The organism is Pseudomonas sp. A2 (genome assembly GCF_023100865.1).
GTDB classification, from domain to species: domain Bacteria; phylum Pseudomonadota; class Gammaproteobacteria; order Pseudomonadales; family Pseudomonadaceae; genus Aquipseudomonas; species Aquipseudomonas asiatica.
Genome location: NZ_CP039127.1, coordinates 3,406,691 through 3,426,067, shown reverse-complemented (window position 1 = coordinate 3,426,067; position 19,377 = coordinate 3,406,691). Strand labels below are relative to the sequence as shown.

Here is a 19,377-nt window from a genome sequence, read left to right as displayed (position 1 = left end):
CGGTGACGTGCAAGCCGGCGGCCCCAGCGTGGGCATGACAAAAACAACAAGGTAGCGCCATGCAAACCCACAAGAACAATTTGAGTCACGGATTGAAATCCCGGCATGTCACCATGCTGTCCATTGCCGGCGTGATCGGTGCCGGCCTGTTCGTCGGCTCCGGCCGTGCGATTGCCGAGGCAGGGCCCGCCACCATCCTGGCCTATATCCTGGCCGGCGCGCTGGTGGTGCTGGTGATGCGCATGCTGGCCGAAATGGCCGTTGCTTCACCGGACACCGGTTCGTTCTCTACCTATGCCGACCTCGCCATCGGTAAGTGGGCCGGCTACACCATCGGCTGGCTGTATTGGTGGTTCTGGGTACTGATCATCCCCATTGAGGCCAATATCGCCGCCACCATCATCAATTCCTGGGTCCCGCAGCTGGAGATCTGGGTCTTGTCGTTGGTGATTACCCTGTTGCTGACCGCCACCAACCTGTTCAGCGTGAAGAACTACGGTGAGTTCGAGTTCTGGCTGGCGTTGGTCAAGGTGGTGGCCATTGTCGGCTTCATTGCGCTGGGGGTATGCGCCATCTTGGGCCTGCTGCCAGGCTCCGGTGTCAGCGGCGTGTCGCGCCTGTGGGACAGTGGCGGGTTCATGCCAAACGGTTTTGGTGCGGTGCTGAGCGCCATGCTGATTACCATGTTCTCGTTCCTCGGCGCCGAAGTGGTGACCATTGCCGCAGCCGAATCGGATGAAGCGGGCAAACATATTTCCAAGGCCACCAACTCGGTGATCTGGCGGATCACGCTGTTCTATATCCTGTCGATCTTCATCGTCATCGCGCTGGTGCCGTGGACTGACCCGCGCCTGGCCACCGAAGGGTCCTATGTCACGGTGCTGGACACCCTGGGCGTGCCGAATGCCAAGGCCATCATCGACTTCGTGGTGCTGACGTCGGTGACCAGTTGCCTCAACTCGTCGCTGTATACCGCTTCGCGCATGGTCTACTCGCTGAGCCGCCGCGGTGATGCGCCGGCCTGTGCCCAGGTGACCAGCCGCAGCGGCACCCCCGTGGTGGCTGTGCTGCTGTCCACAGGCGCAGCTTTCCTGGCGGTGATTGCCAATTACCTGGTCCCGGCCAAGGTGTTCGGCTTCCTTATGGCAAGCTCCGGCGCCATTGCCCTGCTGGTGTACCTGGTGATCGCCGTTTCCCAGCTGCGCCTGCGCCAGCGCCTGACTGCACAGGGCAAGACGTTGGGCTACCGCATGTGGCTGTTCCCATGGCTGACCTGGGGTGTGATCCTGTTCATCAGCGGCGTGCTGGTACTGATGCTGTTCCGCCCGGATCACCGTCTGGAAGTGGTATCGACCATGGTGCTGGCGGTACTGGTGGTGTGTTCGGGCCTTCTGGTCACACGGCGCCGGGCGCGCGAGGCGGTGGTTGGCAGCGTAGGGCAGGGCGCTTGAGTCGCCCGGCCTGAAGACAGACGAGCAAGTCGCATCAGGCTGTGAGAGGATGTCCGCCATCACAGCCAGGACCCCGAACGCAGCCTGATGAAGACACCCAAAAGAATCGAACCCCTGATCGAAGACGGCCTGGTCGACGAAGTACTGCGGCCGTTGATGAGTGGCAAGGAAGCCGCCGTGTATGTGGTGCGCTGTGGCAGCCAGGTGCGCTGTGCCAAGGTTTATAAAGAAGCCAACAAGCGCAGTTTCCGCCAGGCTGCCGAGTACCAGGAGGGCCGCAAGGTTCGCAACAGCCGTCAGGCCCGGGCCATGGCCAAGGGCAGCAAGTACGGCCGCAAGGAAGCCGAAGACGCCTGGCAGAACGCCGAAGTGGCGGCGCTGTTCCGCCTGGCCGGCGCTGGCGTGAGGGTTCCCAGGCCCTACGATTTCCAGGACGGCGTGCTGTTGATGGAGCTGGTGACCGATGCCGACGGTGACGCGGCCCCGCGCCTGAACGACGTACACCTCGAAGCCGAGGAAGCCCGGGCGTACCATGCCTTTGTCATTCGCCAGATCGTGCTGATGCTGTGTGCCGGGCTGGTGCATGGCGACCTGTCGGAGTTCAACGTGCTGCTTGGCCCGGACGGGCCGGTGATCATCGACTTGCCGCAAGCGGTGGATGCGGCAGCCAACAACCATGCCTTCAGCATGCTGCAGCGCGATGTGGCCAACATGGCCCATTATTTCGGGCGCTTTGCGCCGGAGCTGAAAAGTACCCGGTATGCGCAGGAAATGTGGGCCTTGTACGAGGCGGGCGAACTGCGCCCGGACAGCCCGCTGACGGGGTTGTTCGAGGATGACGAGCATGCGGCTGACGTGGCCGGGGTGATGCGCGAGATCGATGCCGCCCGGCTGGATGATGCGCGCCGGCGCGCCGCGCGGGCCGAGGCTGAGGCAGGGGTGGCCAGGGCAGAGGAGCCTGCGCCGCCCTGGCTGCAGTAAAATGTTGCCTTGAGGGCTGTACAGTTCTCTGTAGGAGCAGCCTTGTGCTGCGAAGAGGCCCGCAAGGCAACACATCACCTTCGGCTGTAATGGCCCCTTCGCAGCACAAGGCTGCTCCTACAGGACCTGCGCATGCCTTGAAGGCAAGGCCAGGGCTTGCCAGCGATAGGGCCATTGCAGGCTTGTTGCTGTTGACGCAAGACAATATCTCGTCATCCGGCCTTTTCACTGGCGCGCGACAGGCATAAGGTATACGCCGTTCAAATTCCCTGGAGCTGTCATGTCCAACCAATTCCCGTCCGTTCGTCCACGCCGCCTGCGCCAGAACGAGTCCCTGCGCACGATCTTCCAGGAAACCGAGTTCCGCCTTGAAGACCTGATCCTGCCGATCTTCGTCGAAGAGGGTATCGATGACTTCGTGCCGATCACCAGCATGCCGGGCGTCAACCGCATTCCCGAGAAGCTGCTGGCCCAGGAAATCGAGCGCTATGCCCGCGCTGGTATCAAGTCGGTGATGACCTTTGGCGTTTCGCACAACCTGGACGCCGTCGGCAGCGACACCTGGAACGAAAACGGCCTGGTCGCGCGCATGTCACGCATCTGCAAGGACACCGTGCCGGAAATGGTGGTGATGTCCGACACCTGCTTCTGCGAATACACCAGCCACGGCCACTGCGGCGTTCTGCACGACCACGGTGTGGACAACGACGCCACCCTGGCCAACCTGGGCAAGCAGGCGGTCATCGCCGCTGCTGCAGGTGCCGATTTCATTGCCCCGTCAGCGGCGATGGACGGCCAGGTCCAGGCCATCCGCAGCGCGCTGGATGGTGCCGGCTTCCACGACACCGCGATCATGGCCTATTCCACCAAGTTCGCCTCGTCGCTGTATGGCCCGTTCCGTGAAGCCGGTGGTACCGCGCTGAAGGGCGACCGCAAGAGCTACCAGATGAACCCGATGAACCGCCGCGAAGCCGTGCGCGAGTCGCTGCTCGACGAGCAGGAAGGCGCCGATGTACTGATGGTCAAGCCGGCCGGTGCCTACCTCGACGTGATCGCCGATATCCGTGCCGCCTCGCGCCTGCCGCTGGCGGCGTACCAGGTGAGCGGCGAGTACGCGATGATCAAGTTCGGTGGCCTGGCTGGCGCCATCGATGAAGGCCGGGTGGTGCGTGAAAGCATTGGCGCGATCAAGCGTGCCGGTGCCGACCTGATCCTCACCTACTTCGCCATGGACCTGGCCCGCGAAGGCATCTGACCGCGAGCCGTTGCCCATGCAAGCCGCTGCCATCGCAGCGGCTTTTCTTTGCCTGCGCCGCAACCGGTGAGGAAAAATACAAAAAACCCGTAAGCGCTGAATTATTTAGTGTCCCGTCGTATCTCATCCCTTAGAGCATTCATCGACAGGGATACGGACATGAAACCTCGCAAGAAAAGCATCCAGCCAATCGGCCTGAAGGACATCACCATCGTCGACGACGGCAAGATGCGCAAGGCAATCACCGCGGCGGCACTGGGCAATGCCATGGAGTGGTTCGACTTCGGCGTCTACGGCTTCGTCGCCTACGCCCTGGGCAAGGTTTTCTTCCCCAATGCCGACCCCAGCGTGCAGATGATCGCGGCGTTGGCCACGTTCTCGGTGCCGTTTCTGATCAGGCCTCTGGGCGGGCTGTTCTTCGGCGCCTTGGGCGACCGGTTCGGGCGGCAGAAAATCCTCGCTGCGACCATCGTGATCATGTCGCTCAGCACCTTTGCCATCGGCCTGATACCGTCCTATGCCAGCATCGGTATCTGGGCGCCGATCCTGTTGCTGCTGGCCAAGATGGCCCAGGGCTTCTCGGTGGGGGGCGAGTACACCGGCGCGTCGATCTTCGTCGCCGAATATGCCCCGGACCGAAAACGGGGCTTTCTCGGCAGTTGGCTGGACTTCGGCTCGATTGCCGGATTCGTGCTGGGTGCCGGTGTGGTGGTGTTGATCTCTACGGTGCTGGGTGAGGACAAGTTCCTCGAATGGGGTTGGCGCCTGCCATTCTTCCTCGCCTTGCCGCTGGGCATCATCGGCCTGTACCTGCGCCATGCCCTGGAGGAAACGCCGGCTTTCCAGCAGCATGTCGACAAGCTGGAGCAGGGCGACCGCGAAGGCCTGGCGTCCGGGCCCAAGGTGTCCTTCAAGGAGGTCGCCACCCAACACTGGCGCAGCCTGGTGACCTGTATCGGTGTAGTGATCGCCACCAACGTCACCTACTACATGCTGCTCACGTACATGCCCAGTTACCTGTCGCACAACCTGCACTACAGCGAAGACCATGGCGTGCTGATCATCATCGCGATCATGGTCGGCATGCTGTTCGTGCAACCGATGATCGGGCTGCTCAGCGACAAGTTCGGCCGCCGACCGTTCATCATCGTCGGCAGCGTCGGCCTGTTTGCGCTGGCCATTCCGGCATTCATGCTCATCAACAGCGGCGTACTGGGGGTGATCTTTGCCGGGCTGCTGATCATTGCCGTGCTGCTGAACTTCTTCATCGGCGTGATGGCCTCGACGCTACCGGCAATGTTCCCCACGCATATCCGCTACAGCGCCCTCGCCAGCGCCTTCAACATCTCGGTGCTGATCGCCGGCCTCACCCCGACCATCGCCGCCTGGCTGGTGGAAAGTACTGGCAACCTGTACATGCCGGCCTATTACCTGATGGTGATCGCCGCCGTGGGGCTGGTCACCGGCCTGACCATGAAGGAAACCGCCAACAAGCCGCTGCGCGGCGCGGCACCGGCAGCATCGGATATCGAGGAAGCGCGTGAGCTGCTGCAGGAGCACCACGACAACATCGAGCAAAGGATAGAGGACATCGATGCGCAGATTGCCGAACTGGAGGCCAAGCGCAAGTTGCTGGTGCAGCAGCACCCGCGCATCGAGTGATCAGTGTGGCATGTAGCCACGCTGCCATGTTCGTGGAATGAACCGCGACACCAGGGCCAGCACGCAGGCCAGCGAGCAGCTGCCGGCTAGCGCCTGCAGGCCCAGGTGGTGCTGCAGCCAGGCACCCAGCGCGGCGCCCAGCAGCATGCCGGCCCAAGGCACCAGTTGCACCCGCCAGCCATTGCGCCGCTCGCCCAGCAGCCAGCGCCCCAGCCCACGACCGAAGCGTGACAGGGCACCGGTGACGTAGGTCAGGCCGATGGGCAGGCCGTTCACCTGTTCGACCACGGCGTTGATCATGCCCATGGCCAGTGTGGCGGCGAGCAGCGCGGGCAAGGTCGCTGCCAAGGGCCATGCGGCTGCAAAGCCCAGCAGGGCGGCGACCACCAGCAGCACCGGCCAGGCCCGACGGCGGAACGCGCGCGCCAGCAGCACGCCCAGGGCGTTGCCGATGACGAAGCTCAGCACGGCAGCACTCAGGCGCAGCACCAGGGCAAGGTCCGCATCGCTGATGGCGACGGCCAGACGCGTGGTGTTGCCACTCATGAATGACACGAAGTCGCCCAGCGCCAGCAGGCCGATGGCATCGGTCATGCCGGCCAGTACGGACAGGCCGGCGACCAGGCCGAGGCCGACACGACCACGCAGAATCTGCAGGCGCAGCCGCTTGGCTGTGCGCGCGGGGAGGGTGTTGGGCAGCATCCTCGGGAACTCAGCGAGGCATTTCGCGGGCCAGGGTGCTCTTGATGGTGCGCTCCACTACATCGACCAGCACCATTGTCTGATGGTCCACTTCGATATTGAGCAGCTCGCCGGCCTTGTAGCTGGGGAAGGTGGTCTGGCGCAGGGTTTCCGGGATCAGGTTGATGGTGATCACATTGTCCTCGACATCGGCTACGGTCAGGCTGCAGCCGTTGACCCCGATAAAACCGCGCGGGAATACGTACTTGCCCCATTCCGGTGGCATGCGGAACTTGATGTAGGCGCCGGTTTCCTTGATCGACAGCTCGACGATTTCGGCGGTGGTGGCGATGTGGCCGGCCATCAGGTGGCCGCCGACTTCGGCGTTCATCTTCGCCGAGCGTTCGATGTTGACGCCCTGGCCGGCCTTGAAGTTGCGCAGGTTGGTGCGCTCGAGGGTGGCGGTCATGGCGTCGAACCTGACCTGGGTGCCGTTGATCTCGGTGACCGACAGACAGGTGCCTTCGACACTGACGCTGGCGCCGATCTTCAACTCGTCGAGCAGTTCGGGGGTGAGGTCGATGGTGAACTGGTTGTGGCCCGGGTAGGTGGTCACATCAAGCAGAGGGCGGACGGCCTGGACGATGCCGGTGTACATGGAGTTGCTCCTGGGCACGGAAAAGAAAACCTCCGAACGCTATGCCCGTGGAGCGGTAAAAGCAAGCCAGCCATTGGTCTGGACACTGGAAACCCACAGGCACGGCGCACTTTGTCAGCTGGAGGTGACCCTGTGGGAGCGGGTTCACCCGCGAAGCAGGCGACGCGGTAGATGGCACCGGCTGCGCCGGTGTTCGCGGGTGAACCCGCGAAGCAGGCGACGCGGTGGATGGCACCGGCTGCGCCGGTGTTCGCGGGTGAACCCGCTCCCACAGGTATGGTGCATTCGTTCAGGTGGTGGGGCCCCTGTGGGAGCGGGCATGCCCGCGAAGCAGGCGATGCGGTGGATGGCACCGGCTGCGCCGGTGTTCGCGGGTGAACCCGCTCCCACAGGTATGGTGCATTCGTTCAGGTGGTGGGGCCCCTGTGGGGGCGGGCATGCCCGCGAAGCAGGCGACGCGGTGGATGGCACCGGCTGCGCCGGTGTTCGCGGGTGAACCCGCTCCTACAGGAATCGCGTGGCTGCCGTTCAGAGCTTCACCGGCGAAGGCAATGGGGCAAATACAATTCAGACATGGCCGCTGCTGTTGACGATCCGCAGGCACAGCGCCTCATACGGGTCCAGGTTCACCATCAGCCGCCCATCCTCGGTCAAATCCCCTTCGACCGTTTCATTGATCATGTCCACCACCGGCCCCGGCGTGAACCCGGTCAGTTGCAGCTCCTCGGCAATCACTTCCTGGCCAAAGTTCAGCGCAGTGATCTGGATGCCACGCCCGGCCGGCAGCTCATGCACCATCACCAGCAAGCCGGGGCTGCTGACTTCGGGCACCAGCACCTGGCGGCTGGTGGCAATGCCATAGGCCTGGCGCACCGCCAGCAGCTTCTTCACCTTGCAGGCAAACGAATCGCCATTCTCCAGCTGGCTGTCCAGGCTGCCATACAGCGCCCGGGCTCGGGGCATGCCACGCACAGACGTCTGGGCCTGTGGCTCCAGCCCGGCCAGGTCGTAGCCGCCGCGGTGAATCCAGCGGGTATCGCCATCCAGCATCCGCTGGGCGACCGCTTCGGCGGGCAAGGGCAGGGCGCCTACCAGGTCCCAGCCGGACAGCGCCACCACACCCGGCTGCATGGCGTTGTACATGACCAGCAGCAGGTGCACCTTCTGGATCAGCTCGATTTCTGCCACCCCGATCTGCCCAAGGTCGCGGATACCCAGCGCGGCAGCGATCAGGCTGGCCGTGGTACAGGCTATGCCATTGGTGACGAAGCGCAGGTTGTATGGCGCATGCTCGCCCGACAGCCGTTCGTAGATCTCTTCGCGGATGTGCTCGCGCAGGATGCCGCCGGGCAAGGTCTGGCCTTTGTACAGGTACATGTCGTGGGCATGCAGGGTCCAGAAATGCACCAGCTCCACGGTCAGCTCGTCGTGGTTCTGCAAGGCATGGATCAGCGAGGCCGGGTCGATGCCGAAAGCATGCATCTCCTTGAGCATCAGGCGCAGGAACTCGGTGTCGCCAGTCAGCAGCGCATGCTGGTAGGCCGGTCGGGTAATGAAATCGTAGGACAGGTCGGCACCACCCCTGGACATCTGCGCGATGTCGTCGAGGGTCAGGTTCAGCTCCTGGAAGCTGAAACCGCCGGCCTTGCGGATCATGCCGCCGATCAGTTGGTTGCCGACGATCGACAGCGGGTGGCTTTCCGACCAGGCAGTGCAGCTGGCGCGGGTCTCCACACCGAGAAAACCGTTGGCATCCAGGCGCAGGCCACGTGCACCCAGGCAGTCCAGGGCGTGCAGGGCATCGCCAATGATCATCTGCTGGGCGGCGAAGGTCGGGTCCAGCCAGTTCAGCGATGGCTGGCCTTCCTTGAAGTAGTGCAGGTACACCCAGCGCCGTGTCTTGCCATCCACACCGGTCACCGGCGGCGTGGCGCTCCAGTCGGTTTCCTTCACACCTGGTTCGAAGAAGATAACCCGTTGCAGCTGGCCGACGATGTAATGGCGGGCCTTGAGCTCGTCGCACTGGGCCGGCAGCAGGTTGACCGCGTCGCGCCCGGCAGGCACTTCGGGCAGCAGCGGCCAGTCTTCCTCGCGGATTTCGACCATGTGGTACAGCCCCGGATAGGGACCGTAGGCCAGCTCGGCCAGGCGAAAGTCGGCGCCCTTGCCCGTGTGCGAGGGGATCAGGTCGTCGATGGTCACGGCGTTGTGCGCGGCGGCCATGCGGCTCATCTGGATCAGCTCCTGCTCGCTGCCGTACAGCGGGTCGATGTCGAAACTGATGCGGTCGAAGTTGCCGTCCACGCTGGGGGTGAGTTCACGGCTACGAATGCCGCCGGACAACTTGATCGGGCCGGTGTGCAGGCCCTGAATGCCGATTTCCGACAAACGCTTCCACAGCGCCTCGTGGCCCAAGGCGCCAAGCACCGAACAACCTTCGGGGGCGATGATGGCATCGGGGTAGACGGTCAGCCAGACCGAAGCGATTTCAGTGGCGCGGCGGGGCTGCGCTTCGGCGTAGGGCTGTTGCCACAGGCGCGACTGGCCCGAGTACAGGTGGGTGCGTTGCTGGGAGGCCTTGAGCATGGCGCGGTCTTCGAGCCATTTGACGTATGACGGGTCGGGTTGGGTCATTTCGCGTCCTCTTTGCGTGTCGGCAGCGGCTCAGGTTATGACGGCTGTGGCGGCTGATCGTTCGGCTTGAGATTGCTTTTGGCTGTTTCGCGGGCGCGCCCGCTCCCACCGGATCTCTACACACTTCGAGAACTGTGCAATACCTGCGGGGGCGGGCATGCCCGCGAAGAAATTCCCACTGATCAAGGTTTGCGAATAGGCAACTACCGTATGGGCTTGTTGATTTGTTTGCCAGCCTGAGAGGCGACCTCCAGTGCTTGGCCGTCCCGTTGCTTGCCTTGCCGAGCCAGGCCTTCGAGCTGCGGAATCAGCATGCCCTCCGGCAAATGACGCCAGAACCGCCCGGGCATGTGCAAGCGCAAGGCGTCGGGGTTGAGGCGGGCGGGGTTGAAGGTATGACGATAGTAGGTGCGCCATAATTCGGCACCAGGGTCTTCGGCGTTGCGGGCCCATTGGCGCCAGGGTTCGGGGCACTGTCGCTGGTAGTCGAATGCCTGGCCATCGAAGCGTATGCCGTCGTGGGCCGTGGCAATCATCCAGCGCAAACGCCCCAGGCGGTCGGCGAAATGCCCACTGGCACTTTCCAGAATGTCATGCGCCGGCTCGTGATAGGCCACCAGGTCGAGTTGCAGCTGTTCAGCCAATACTTCGGGTAGTGGCACGAAGCGTACGAACGCATGCAGGTGGTGTGCTTCGCGATTGACCTGCTTGATCCGTCTATGCAGCTCACTGCCCAATCGGTCACCCGGCAGCATTGCAGTGCGGTCGCCATGGGCCACCCGCCAAAGTACCTCGTAAAGCAGGTTCCAGCGGTGCTCGCCACGGTAGCGGGCCGCCTGTTCCAGCTGGCCGAGCAGCGCCGCAGGCACTTTGGCGCGAAAGGGACCGGAGCCTTCCGGCAGCGCTGTCGGTACGGCCAGCAAATCAGCCACCGGCCCTTGCGCCCAGGTGACCTCCGACGGGTCGATGCCATGCCCCAGCAACACCCGGGCCTGGTCACGCCAGGTGGCGAACAGGCCGTCGCAATCGAGCGCGATCATCCCCACAAGCCCATCTGCACCGGCGCCTGCGGCTCACGCAAGCGCGCCCTCAGCAGGCCGCTGCGCAGTTCGGCCTGGGACGGGCGGTAGTCGCTGGTGACAATGAATGGCCGCGCCTTGTCCAGCACGCAGCGCAACTGGATCAGGTCATCGTAGCGAATGCGCCGTTCGCGTCGCAGGGCTACCAGGCGCTGCACGCTGCGCAGGCCGATGCCGGGGATGCGCGCCAGTAGCGCCGGCTCGGCACGGTTCACATCCAGCGGGAACACGTCGCGGTTGGCCAGCGCCCAGGCCAGCTTGGGGTCGATGTCCAGTGCCAGATTGCCGCTCTGGCCCAGCAGCTCGCCGGCCTTGTAGCCATAGCCACGCAACAGGAAGTCAGCCTGGTACAGACGGTGCTCGCGCAGCAGTGGTGGTGCGGCCAGGGGGACGCTGCCGGGGCTGTCAGGGATGGGGCTGAAGGCGGAGTAGTACACACGCTTGAGGCCGTAGCCTTGGTACAGCGCTTCGGCATTGCGCAGCAGTGTGCTGTCGTCGGTGCTGTCGGCCCCGACGATCACCTGGGTGCTTTGCCCGGCCGGGGTAAAGCGCGGCGCCTTGGGTTCGTGGGCCACAGCTTGCTGGCCCTGGTGGATCACGCCCATGGCCTGGCGAATCGTGTGCGCCTGTTTTTCCGGTGCCAGGCGTTTCAGGCTGGCGTCGGTCGGCAGCTCGATGTTGACGCTGAGCCGGTCTGCCAGGCGCCCGGCCTCCTCGATCAGCAGCGGGTCGGCATCGGGGATGGTCTTGAGGTGGATGTAGCCGCGGAACTCGTGCTCTTCGCGCAACAGCCGCGCCACGCGGACCAGCTGCTCCATGGTGTAGTCCGCCGAACGGATGATGCCGGAGCTGAGGAACAGGCCGCTTATGCAGTTGCGCCGGTAGAAGTCCAGGGTCAGCCGGACCACTTCCTCGGGGCTGAAGCGTGCGCGTGGCACGTTGCTGGATCGGCGGTTGACGCAGTACTGGCAGTCGTAGAGGCAAAAGTTGGTCAGCAGCACCTTGAGCAGCGATACGCAGCGCCCATCAGGGGTGTAGCTGTGACAGATGCCCATGCCATTGGTAGCACCCAGCCCATCAGCCCCGCGCGAGTTGCGTTTGGGCGCGCCGCTGCTGGCGCAGGAAGCGTCGTACTTGGCAGCATCGGCAAGGATGCCGAGTTTGGCGATGAGTTGCATGGGCCTGACCTGTGATACTGAATATTCATACAGTATTTTGAGACGTGATGGATTGCAAGTGATTGTGCACCAGCCACGCCCGACCAAATCCGTCATCTAAGCTTGTGGCTGACTTAGGGATAGCAACGAGGCAAGGGGGCGGTTATGAGGATCACCATCAAGCCGGTACTGGCGCTGACCGGGCTGGCCTTGGCATTCGGCATGCTCGATGCCCAGGCCGCGGAAACCAGAAGGGTCGATGTCATGCTGGTGGGCGGCGGCATCATGAGTTCAACCCTGGCCGTCTGGCTCAATGAGCTGGAGCCGGGTTGGTCGATGGAAATGGTCGAGCGCCTGGACAAGGTCGCCGAAGAAAGCTCCAACGGCTGGAACAACGCTGGTACCGGCCACTCGGCCCTGGCCGAACTGAACTACACCCCGGAGAAGGACGGCAAGGTCGATATCAGCAAGGCGGTGGAGATCAACGAGTCGTTCCAGGTCACCCGTCAGTTCCTCGCCTGGCAGGTCAAACAGGGCGTGCTGAAGAACCCGCATTCCTTCATCAACACTACTCCGCACATGAGCTTCGTCTGGGGTGACGACAACATTCGCTTCCTGAAGAAGCGCTACGAGGCGCTGCAGGCCAGCCCGTTGTTCAAGCCCATGCAGTACTCCGAGGACCACGAGCAGATTCGCAAGTGGGTACCGTTGATGATGGAGGGCCGCGACCCCAACCAGAAACTGGCCGTGACCTGGACGCCGATCGGCACCGACGTCAACTTTGGCGAGATCACCCGGCAATACGTGGGCTATCTGCAGACCCGGCCGAACTTCGACCTCAAGCTGTCGACCGAAGTGCAGGCGATAACCCGCAACGACGACGGCTCCTGGCATGTCGAATACAAGAACCTCAAGGACGGCAGCAACGCGGCCACCGACGCCAGGTTCCTGTTCATCGGCGCAGGTGGTGCAGCGCTGCCACTGCTGCAGAAGTCGGGTATCGAGGAGGCCAAGGACTATGCCGGTTTCCCGGTCGGTGGTTCGTTCCTGGTCACCGACAACCCGGCCATCGCCCAGCGTCACATGGCCAAGGCCTACGGTATCGCCGCCACCGGCGCACCACCGATGTCGGTGCCGCACCTGGACACCCGTGTGCTCGATGGCAAGCGCATGATCCTGTTCGGGCCGTTCGCCACCTTCTCGACCAAGTTCCTCAAGCAGGGCTCGCTGCTTGACCTGTTCGCCAGCGCCAGTGTGCACAATGCCTGGCCGATGGTAAGAGTCGGGGTGCGCGAGTTCGACCTGGTGCAGTACTTGATCGGCCAGGTACTGCAATCTGACGATGACCGTTTCGAAGCGTTGCGCACCTACTTCCCCGAGGCGAAGAAAGAGGACTGGCGGCTGTGGCAGGCGGGCCAGCGGGTGCAGATCATCAAGAAGGACGAAGCATTGGGTGGTGTGCTCAAGCTCGGCACTGAAGTGGTGACGTCCAAGGATGGCAGCATTGCAGGATTGCTGGGTGCCTCGCCTGGCGCCTCGACCGCGCCGCCGATCATGCTCGATGTGCTGAGCAAGGTGTTCAAGGACAAGATGGCATCGCCGCAGTGGCAGGCGAAGATCAGGCAGATCATCCCGTCCTACGGCATCCGCCTTAACGACCACCCGGACCAGGTGCAGAAGGAGTGGGCATACACCAACGAGGTGTTGCAACTGAATCCTCCCGAGGGCGCCGTTACGCCGTAGCAAAGTACCATGCGGCGACCAGCTCGATGCCTGCTTCGCGCAGGCGCCGTGCAATGTGGTCGCCGGTGAAGCCGGCCACGCCGGTAATCAGTACGGGCATGCTGGCTGCACCTGGCCGCGGCCGATGCCGTAGTAAGTCAGGCCGGCGGCGGCCATTTGCTCGGGTTCGAACAGGTTGCGCCCGTCGAACACCACCCGGTCGGCCAGTTGTTGCGGCACCTTGTCCAGGTTGAGGACGCGGTATTCCTGCCATTCGGTGACGATCACCAGGGCATCGGCGCCGCGCAGCGCGTCGTCCTTGCACGGTACCAGTTGCAGGTCGGCGCGGGCGCCATAGTGCCGCTGGATTTCCTCCATGGCCTGCGGGTCATGGGCCTGCACCCGCGCGCCGGCGGCCCACAGCGCTTCCAGCAGGACTCGGCTGGAGGCCTCACGAATGTCGTTGGTATTGGGCTTGAACGACAACCCCCACACGGCGAAGACCTTGCCTCGCAGGCCGCGTGGGTAGTGGCGTTGGATCTTGCCGAACAGCCGGTTCTTTTGCTGCTCGTTGACCGATTCCACCGCACGCAGCAACTGTGGTTCGAAGCCCTCGGCCTCGGCGCTGCGGCGCAGGGCTTGCAGGTCCTTGGGGAAGCATGAGCCGCCAAAGCCGCAGCCGGCATAGATGAAGTCGTAGCCGATGCGCGGGTCCGAGCCGATGCCGCGGCGCACCAGTTCGATGTCGGCGCCCAGATGCTCGGCCAGGTTGGCGATTTCGTTGATGAACGAGATCTTGGTCGCCAGCATGCAGTTGGCCGCGTACTTGGTCAGCTCGGCGCTGCGCGCGTCCATCACCATCAGTTTTTCGCGGTTGCGGCTGAACGGCAGGTACAGCTCGCGCAGCAGCTCTACTTCGGCGGGCTCCGCGCCACCGATGATGATGCGCTCCGGGCGCATGCAGTCATCGACCGCCGAGCCTTCCTTGAGGAACTCGGGGTTGCTGACGACGCGCAAGCGGCTGGTATCGGCCACGGCCTGGGCGATGCGCGCCTTGATGCGGTGCACCGTACCAACCGGCGCGGTGGATTTGTTGACGATCAGCTTGGGGCCATCGGCATGTTCGAGGATGCTGTCGACCACGGCGAACACGTGCTTCAGGTCGGCGCTGCCATCGGCCTGAGGCGGGGTGCCGACGGCAATGAACTGCACCTTTGCGTAGTTGGCCGCTTCGCTGGCGTCGGTGGTGAAGCGAAGGCGTCCGCAGGCCAGGTTCTTCTCCAGCATCGGCGCAAGGCCGGGCTCGAAGATCGGGCAATGGCCTGCATTGAGGCTGGCGACCCGCTCGGCGTCGACATCCATGCACAACACCGAATGGCCCACCTGTGCCAGGCACACTGCCTGGGTGAGGCCGACATAGCCGGTACCGAAAACCGTGACCTTCATCTGACAGCTCCTTGGCGAGAAAGCTGAAAAAAAATGTCACATCGTTGTTTAGAAATTGTTACTCGCGCAGTCGGCTGCCTCTTGGGCGACGTTCCACAGCTGTTGGCGAAACCAGCGGCGCAAGGGGTCGGCGTGGGTGCGTTCGTGCCAGATCTGCATCACCTCGATCGCTGGCAATGTCAGCGGCAGCGGGTACATGAGCAGGTCGTCGTCACGTTCGACGGCTTCGGTGGCCAGCGAGCGCAGGCAGGTGAGCAGCAGATCGGTGCCGCGCAGCAGGCGCATGGGGGCCAGGAAACTCGACAGGCCAGCCACGACCCGCCGTTGCATGCCCAGGCTGCGCAAGGCGCGGTCGACCAGGCCATCGAGGTCGCCGGTGAGGGTGGTAAGCAGGTGGTCGCTGGCAAGGAAGGTATCGAGGTCCAGGCCGTTTTCCAGGCCTGGATGGCTGCGCGAGGCCAGCACTACCAAGTGTTCACTGAGCAGGCGCTGTTGGTGGAAGGTTTCCGGCAGGTCGGTGTAGAACCCGGCAACGGCCAGGTCACAGGTGCCTTTCTCCAGTTCTTCGCGAGGCAGCAGACCGCGGGTGTTGCAGGTGACCAGCGTCAGGTTCGGTGCCTGGCTACGCAGGATCGGCAGCAGTCTGGGCAACAGGGTCTGCTCCACATAATCGGTGCTGTACAGGTGCAGTCGGGCAGGGCGGGCGAGGAAGTCCTGCCCTTCGCAGCGCTCATAAAAACCTTCCAGGCCCACTACCAGGCGTTCTACCTCAGGCGCCAGTTCGTGGGCGCGTGGTGTCGGGGTCAGGCCCCTGGGCGCGCGCACGAACAGCGGGTCGCCAAACTGATGGCGCAGCTTGTTGAGCTTGTGGCTTAGGGCCGGCTGGCTCAGCGCCATGCGCTGGGCGGCGAGGGTGGCGTTGCGTTCCTGGTACAGCACATGGAACAGGTACAGCAGGTTGAAGTCCTTGCTGGAGATATTCATTTTCTGGATCACAGGCATGAGAGCTTTCGAATTATCGAATCATAGCCTCGCCGTTAGCATGAACGCATCCCCGCCAACATGAGCGGACAGCTCTATTTGCCTGATCAGGAGATTGTTGCATGACCAAGATGTCCCGGCTTGCCCTGGCTGTTGCCAGCACCCTGCTTGCCACCGGCGCCCACGCTGCGCCCAAGGGAGAGGTGCTGGTGCTGTTGTCCAGCGAGCACCAGCTGCCCCTGCAGGACGGAAAGCGCTACGCCACCGGCTACTACCTGAACGAATTCGGCGTGCCTGCCGACCAGTTGCTCAAGGCTGGCTACAAGCTGGTGCTGGTTACCCCCAAGGGTAATGCCCCGAGTGTCGACCAGCGTTCGATCGACCCGAGCTACTTTGCCGGCGATGCGGTGGAGATGCGCCGGATCGAGAAGGTCGTGCAAGGCCTGCCGGGCATTGACGATACCCTGTCGGTGAAAGAAGTACTGGCAGGTGACCTGGGCCGCTATGCCGGGCTGTTCATCCCCGGCGGCCATGCGCCGTTGATCGACCTGGCCAACAACCCGGACGTGGGCGCCTTGCTGCGGCATTTCCATCAAGCCGGCAAGCCTACAGCCGCGATCTGCCACGGCCCCATCGCCTTGCTCTCGGCCCAGCAGGACCCGGCCAGCTACCAGTCGGCGCTGGCGCGTGGTGAAAAGCCGGCAGCCACCGACTGGTTGTACAAGGGTTACAAGATGACCATTTTCTCCGACCCGGAGGAGCAGGTATTCGAAGGTTCGCTCAAGGACCAGCGGCTGCTGTTCTACCCGGCCAACGCCATGGCAATGGCAGGGGGCGACATGGGCTACGCCAAGGCCTGGCAACCCAATGTGGTGGTGGACCGCGAACTCATCACCGGGCAGAACCCGTTCTCGGACAAGGCGCTGGCCAAGGTATTGCTGGAAAAGCTGGCTGAGCAGGCAAAGCCCTCTGGCCAGGGCATCTAGACTTACACGTGGCCTGTAAAAGCAGAGGGGGCGCCTTGATGGCGCCCCCTCTGCTTTGCTGCTTAGGCTTCAGCGTCCCAAGGACGATCGCCTTTTTCATCCTTGACGCGGGTCGGCAGGCCCATGACGTCCAGTGCCTTGAGGAACGGCTCGGCTGGCAGCTCCTCGACGTTGACCATGCGCTTGGCATCCCACTCGCCACGGGCGACCAGCAGGGCGGCAGCCACTGGCGGTACACCGGCGGTGTAGGAAATACCCTGGCTGTCGGTCTCGGCGTAGGCTTCTTCGTGGTCGGCCACGTTGTAGATGAACACTTCGCGCGGCTGGCCATCCTTGGTGCCCTTGACCAGGTCACCGATGCAGGTCTTGCCGGTGTAGCCCGGGGCCAGAGAGGCTGGGTCCGGCAGCACGGCCTTGACTACTTTCAGCGGTACCACTTCCAGGCCTTCGGCGGTTTTCACCGGTTGCTCGGAGAGCAGGCCCAGGTTCTTCAGCACGGTGAACACGTTGATGTAGTGCTCGCCGAAGCTCATCCAGAAACGCACGTTCGGCACGTTGAGGTTCTTCGAAATCGAGTGAACCTCATCGTGGCCGGTCAGGTACAGGTTCTGCGAACCCACCACCGGCAGGTCGTCCGTACGCTTGACCTCGAACATGGTGTTGCTGGTCCACTGGCTGTTCTGCCAGCTCCACACTTGCCCGGTGAACTCACGGAAGTTGATTTCCGGGTCGAAGTTGGTGGCGAAGTACTTGCCATGCGAACCGGCATTGACGTCGAGGATGTCGATCGAGTCAATGCTGTCGAAATACTGTTGCTGCGCCAGCTTGGCGTAGCTGTTCACCACACCCGGGTCGAAACCGACGCCGAGAATGGCGGTAATGTTCTTTGCCTGGCACTCTTCGAGGTGTTTCCACTCGTAGTTGCCGTACCACGGCGGGGTCTCGCAGATCTTGCCCGGCTCTTCGTGGATGGCGGTGTCCAGGTAGGCGACACCGGTATCGATGCAGGCACGCAGCACCGACATGTTGAGGAAGGCGGAACCAACGTTGATCACGATCTGCGATTCGGTCTCGCGAATCAGCGCCTTGGTAGCCTCGACATCGAGGGCATTGAGCGAGAAGGCCTGGATGTCGGCGGGTACCTTGAGGCTACCCTTGGCCTTGACGCTGTCGATGATGGCCTGGCATTTGGAGATGTTCCGTGACGCGATAGCGATACGACCCAGTTCGTCGTTATGCTGCGCGCACTTGTGGGCCACCACCTTGGCGACACCTCCTGCACCAATGATAAGAACGTTCTTCTTCAATTTATCCCTTGCTCCTTACTGAAAGCCGGTCTTACGACAGGCTGGAAACGTAGTCTTCGAAACCGAACTCGCGCACCACTTCGACGCTGCCGTCGAGTTGCTTGACCACGATGGATGGCATTTTCAGACCGTTGAACCAGTTTTTCTTGACCATGGTGTAACCCGCCGCGTCGACGAACGACAGGCGATCACCGATGGCCAGCGGACGATCGAATTGGTATTCGCCGAAGATGTCACCGGCCAGGCACGACTTGCCGCAGACCATGTAGGTGTGTGCGCCGTCGTTGGGGGCCATCTTGGCGTTGAGGCGGTAGATCAGCAGGTCGAGCATGTGCGCTTCGATCGAGCTGTCGACCACGGCCAGGTGCTTGCCGTTGTACAGGGTGTCGAGCACGGTCACTTCCAGCGAGGCGCTGTTGGTGATGGCCGCTTCGCCCGGCTCCAGGTACACCTGCACGCCGTACTTTTCCGAGAAGGCTTTCAGGCGCGCGCAGAAGGCTTCCAGCGCGTAGTCTTCACCGGTGAAATGGATGCCGCCACCGAGGCTGACCCACTCGACCTTGTGCAGCAGGTGGCCGAAGCGCTCTTCGATGTGCGTGAGCATCTTGTCGAACAGGCCGAAGTCGCCGTTCTCGCAGTTGTTGTGGAACATGAAGCCGGAGATCTGCTCGATCACCTGTTCGACCTTGGCCGGGTCCCATTCGCCCAGGCGGCTGAACGGGCGGGCAGGGTCTGCCAGCAGGTAGTCGGAGCTGCTGACCTGCGGGTTGACGCGCAGGCCACGGACCTTGCCTTCGGACTGTTCGGCGAAGCGCTGCAGCTGGCCGATCGAGTTGAAGATGATCTTGTCGCAGTTCTCGAGCATTTCCTCGACCTCGTCGTCGGCCCAGGCCACGCTGTAGGCGTGGGTTTCGCCGGCGAACTTCTGGCGGCCGAGCTTGAGCTCGTACAGCGACGAAGAGGTGGTGCCGTCCATGTACTGTTGCATCAGGTCGAAGACTGACCAGGTGGCAAAGCACTTGAGGGCGAGCAGTGCCTTGGCGCCGGAGTGTTCGCGCACGTAGGCGATCTTCTCCATGTTGCCCAGCAGCTTGGTTTTATCGATGAGGTAGTACGGCGTCTTGATCATTTAAAGGCCCCCGGCCAGGCCGGCCAAAAAAAGGACACGCATTGTGCCTTCACTTGCCGCAGACCGAAAGGGTGGGTTACGCATTTCGTCGTGGTCGACGCCGTTGCGACGGGAATTTTCCGGTTGCGGTGGGCTTAGTAGAACAGCGGCATGTGACTATCGTAATCAGCAACCGGGTGCCGCAAGGAGAATCCGATGAGTGTTGTATTGGATGGCACCGGCTCCGCCGGTGTTCGCGGGTGAACCCG

At 63.0% G+C, this 19,377-nt stretch carries 16 protein-coding genes; 6 read left to right on the top strand and 10 right to left on the bottom strand.

Features of this window, described 5'->3' with window-relative positions:
- The first annotated feature begins 59 nt into the window (after window positions 1-59).
- From gabP to proP, 4 genes are all read left to right on the top strand, one after another.
- Window positions 60-1,451 carry a GABA permease gene (gene gabP, locus E5221_RS15870; protein WP_247845955.1) on the top strand — a complete coding sequence of 464 codons (1,392 nt, stop codon included), beginning with the start codon at window positions 60-62 and terminating at the stop codon, window positions 1,449-1,451.
- A gap of 87 nt (window positions 1,452-1,538) precedes the next feature.
- Window positions 1,539-2,432: a PA4780 family RIO1-like protein kinase gene (locus E5221_RS15865; protein ID WP_013972901.1), complete on the top strand. Its 894-nt coding sequence runs from the start codon at window positions 1,539-1,541 to the stop codon at window positions 2,430-2,432.
- A gap of 280 nt (window positions 2,433-2,712) precedes the next feature.
- A complete protein-coding gene (gene hemB / locus E5221_RS15860) occupies window positions 2,713-3,687 on the top strand; it encodes a porphobilinogen synthase (RefSeq protein ID WP_013972900.1) in 975 nt (324 codons plus the stop codon).
- 159 nt (window positions 3,688-3,846) lie between these two features.
- Complete coding sequence (gene proP, locus E5221_RS15855) at window positions 3,847-5,349, top strand: glycine betaine/L-proline transporter ProP (RefSeq protein WP_015270626.1); 1,503 nt, start codon at window positions 3,847-3,849, stop codon at window positions 5,347-5,349.
- Here proP and E5221_RS15850 read toward each other — a convergent pair whose 3' ends face one another.
- The 5 genes from E5221_RS15850 to E5221_RS15830 all read right to left on the bottom strand — a co-directional run bounded on the left by E5221_RS15850 (window position 5,350) and on the right by E5221_RS15830 (window position 11,579).
- Window positions 5,350-6,051, bottom strand: coding sequence for a YoaK family protein (locus tag E5221_RS15850; RefSeq protein WP_013972898.1), 702 nt, complete (start codon window positions 6,049-6,051; stop codon window positions 5,350-5,352).
- Between the two features lie 10 nt (window positions 6,052-6,061).
- Entirely contained in the window at window positions 6,062-6,688 is a 627-nt protein-coding gene (locus E5221_RS15845) for a riboflavin synthase (RefSeq protein ID WP_039614236.1), read from the bottom strand.
- A 567-nt stretch (window positions 6,689-7,255) separates the two neighbouring features.
- Complete coding sequence (gene treS, locus E5221_RS15840; protein ID WP_247845954.1) at window positions 7,256-9,322, bottom strand: maltose alpha-D-glucosyltransferase; 2,067 nt, start codon at window positions 9,320-9,322, stop codon at window positions 7,256-7,258.
- Between the two features lie 203 nt (window positions 9,323-9,525).
- A complete protein-coding gene (locus tag E5221_RS15835) occupies window positions 9,526-10,368 on the bottom strand; it encodes a TIGR03915 family putative DNA repair protein (protein ID WP_247845953.1) in 843 nt (280 codons plus the stop codon).
- Window positions 10,359-11,579 carry a putative DNA modification/repair radical SAM protein gene (locus tag E5221_RS15830; RefSeq protein WP_247845952.1) on the bottom strand — a complete coding sequence of 407 codons (1,221 nt, stop codon included), beginning with the start codon at window positions 11,577-11,579 and terminating at the stop codon, window positions 10,359-10,361. Before E5221_RS15830 ends, E5221_RS15835 begins: the two co-directional genes overlap by 10 nt.
- A gap of 144 nt (window positions 11,580-11,723) precedes the next feature.
- On the opposite strand from E5221_RS15830, the gene mqo reads away from it, so the two are divergent.
- Entirely contained in the window at window positions 11,724-13,301 is a 1,578-nt protein-coding gene (gene mqo, locus E5221_RS15825) for a malate dehydrogenase (quinone) (protein ID WP_023660582.1), read from the top strand.
- On the opposite strand, the gene E5221_RS15820 is transcribed toward mqo, so the two are convergent.
- The 3 genes from E5221_RS15820 to E5221_RS15810 are packed head-to-tail and all read right to left on the bottom strand — an operon-like array spanning window position 13,291 to window position 15,710.
- Complete coding sequence (locus E5221_RS15820) at window positions 13,291-13,401, bottom strand: NAD-dependent epimerase/dehydratase family protein (RefSeq protein ID WP_247845951.1); 111 nt, start codon at window positions 13,399-13,401, stop codon at window positions 13,291-13,293. The two genes, mqo and E5221_RS15820, sit on opposite strands and share 11 nt — an antisense overlap.
- Window positions 13,389-14,726: a UDP-glucose/GDP-mannose dehydrogenase family protein gene (locus E5221_RS15815; RefSeq protein ID WP_003258572.1), complete on the bottom strand. Its 1,338-nt coding sequence runs from the start codon at window positions 14,724-14,726 to the stop codon at window positions 13,389-13,391. The genes E5221_RS15820 and E5221_RS15815 overlap by 13 nt, the downstream gene beginning before the upstream one ends.
- Window positions 14,727-14,774: 48 nt before the next feature.
- Entirely contained in the window at window positions 14,775-15,710 is a 936-nt protein-coding gene (locus tag E5221_RS15810) for a LysR family transcriptional regulator (protein ID WP_123085061.1), read from the bottom strand.
- Window positions 15,711-15,829: 119 nt separating this feature from the next.
- Between E5221_RS15810 and E5221_RS15805 the strand changes: the two genes are divergently transcribed.
- Window positions 15,830-16,693: a type 1 glutamine amidotransferase domain-containing protein gene (locus tag E5221_RS15805; RefSeq protein ID WP_013972890.1), complete on the top strand. Its 864-nt coding sequence runs from the start codon at window positions 15,830-15,832 to the stop codon at window positions 16,691-16,693.
- A 62-nt stretch (window positions 16,694-16,755) separates the two neighbouring features.
- Here the strand turns inward: E5221_RS15805 and E5221_RS15800 are convergent, their stop codons facing one another.
- Complete coding sequence (locus E5221_RS15800; protein WP_003248123.1) at window positions 16,756-18,000, bottom strand: saccharopine dehydrogenase family protein; 1,245 nt, start codon at window positions 17,998-18,000, stop codon at window positions 16,756-16,758.
- A 31-nt stretch (window positions 18,001-18,031) separates the two neighbouring features.
- Window positions 18,032-19,129 (bottom strand): carboxynorspermidine decarboxylase, encoded by a 1,098-nt coding sequence (gene nspC / locus E5221_RS15795; protein WP_123085038.1) that lies wholly within the window; start codon window positions 19,127-19,129, stop codon window positions 18,032-18,034.
- Window positions 19,130-19,377: the final 248 nt, after the last annotated feature.

What these genes read in the sequence shown, in the direction of transcription:
- E5221_RS15820 (WP_247845951.1), bottom strand. Translation starts at nt 13,401, where the DNA reads ATGCCCGTACTGATTACCGGCGTGGCCGGCTTCACCGGCGACCACATT.
- E5221_RS15830 (WP_247845952.1), bottom strand. Translation starts at nt 11,579, where the DNA reads ATGCAACTCATCGCCAAACTCGGCATCCTTGCCGATGCTGCCAAGTAC.
- E5221_RS15845 (WP_039614236.1), bottom strand. Translation starts at nt 6,688, where the DNA reads ATGTACACCGGCATCGTCCAGGCCGTCCGCCCTCTGCTTGATGTGACC.
- mqo (WP_023660582.1), top strand. Translation starts at nt 11,724, where the DNA reads ATGAGGATCACCATCAAGCCGGTACTGGCGCTGACCGGGCTGGCCTTG.
- proP (WP_015270626.1), top strand. Translation starts at nt 3,847, where the DNA reads ATGAAACCTCGCAAGAAAAGCATCCAGCCAATCGGCCTGAAGGACATC.
- hemB (WP_013972900.1), top strand. Translation starts at nt 2,713, where the DNA reads ATGTCCAACCAATTCCCGTCCGTTCGTCCACGCCGCCTGCGCCAGAAC.
- gabP (WP_247845955.1), top strand. Translation starts at nt 60, where the DNA reads ATGCAAACCCACAAGAACAATTTGAGTCACGGATTGAAATCCCGGCAT.
- E5221_RS15865 (WP_013972901.1), top strand. Translation starts at nt 1,539, where the DNA reads ATGAAGACACCCAAAAGAATCGAACCCCTGATCGAAGACGGCCTGGTC.
- E5221_RS15810 (WP_123085061.1), bottom strand. Translation starts at nt 15,710, where the DNA reads ATGAATATCTCCAGCAAGGACTTCAACCTGCTGTACCTGTTCCATGTG.
- nspC (WP_123085038.1), bottom strand. Translation starts at nt 19,129, where the DNA reads ATGATCAAGACGCCGTACTACCTCATCGATAAAACCAAGCTGCTGGGC.
- treS (WP_247845954.1), bottom strand. Translation starts at nt 9,322, where the DNA reads ATGACCCAACCCGACCCGTCATACGTCAAATGGCTCGAAGACCGCGCC.
- E5221_RS15815 (WP_003258572.1), bottom strand. Translation starts at nt 14,726, where the DNA reads ATGAAGGTCACGGTTTTCGGTACCGGCTATGTCGGCCTCACCCAGGCA.
- E5221_RS15850 (WP_013972898.1), bottom strand. Translation starts at nt 6,051, where the DNA reads ATGCTGCCCAACACCCTCCCCGCGCGCACAGCCAAGCGGCTGCGCCTG.
- E5221_RS15805 (WP_013972890.1), top strand. Translation starts at nt 15,830, where the DNA reads ATGACCAAGATGTCCCGGCTTGCCCTGGCTGTTGCCAGCACCCTGCTT.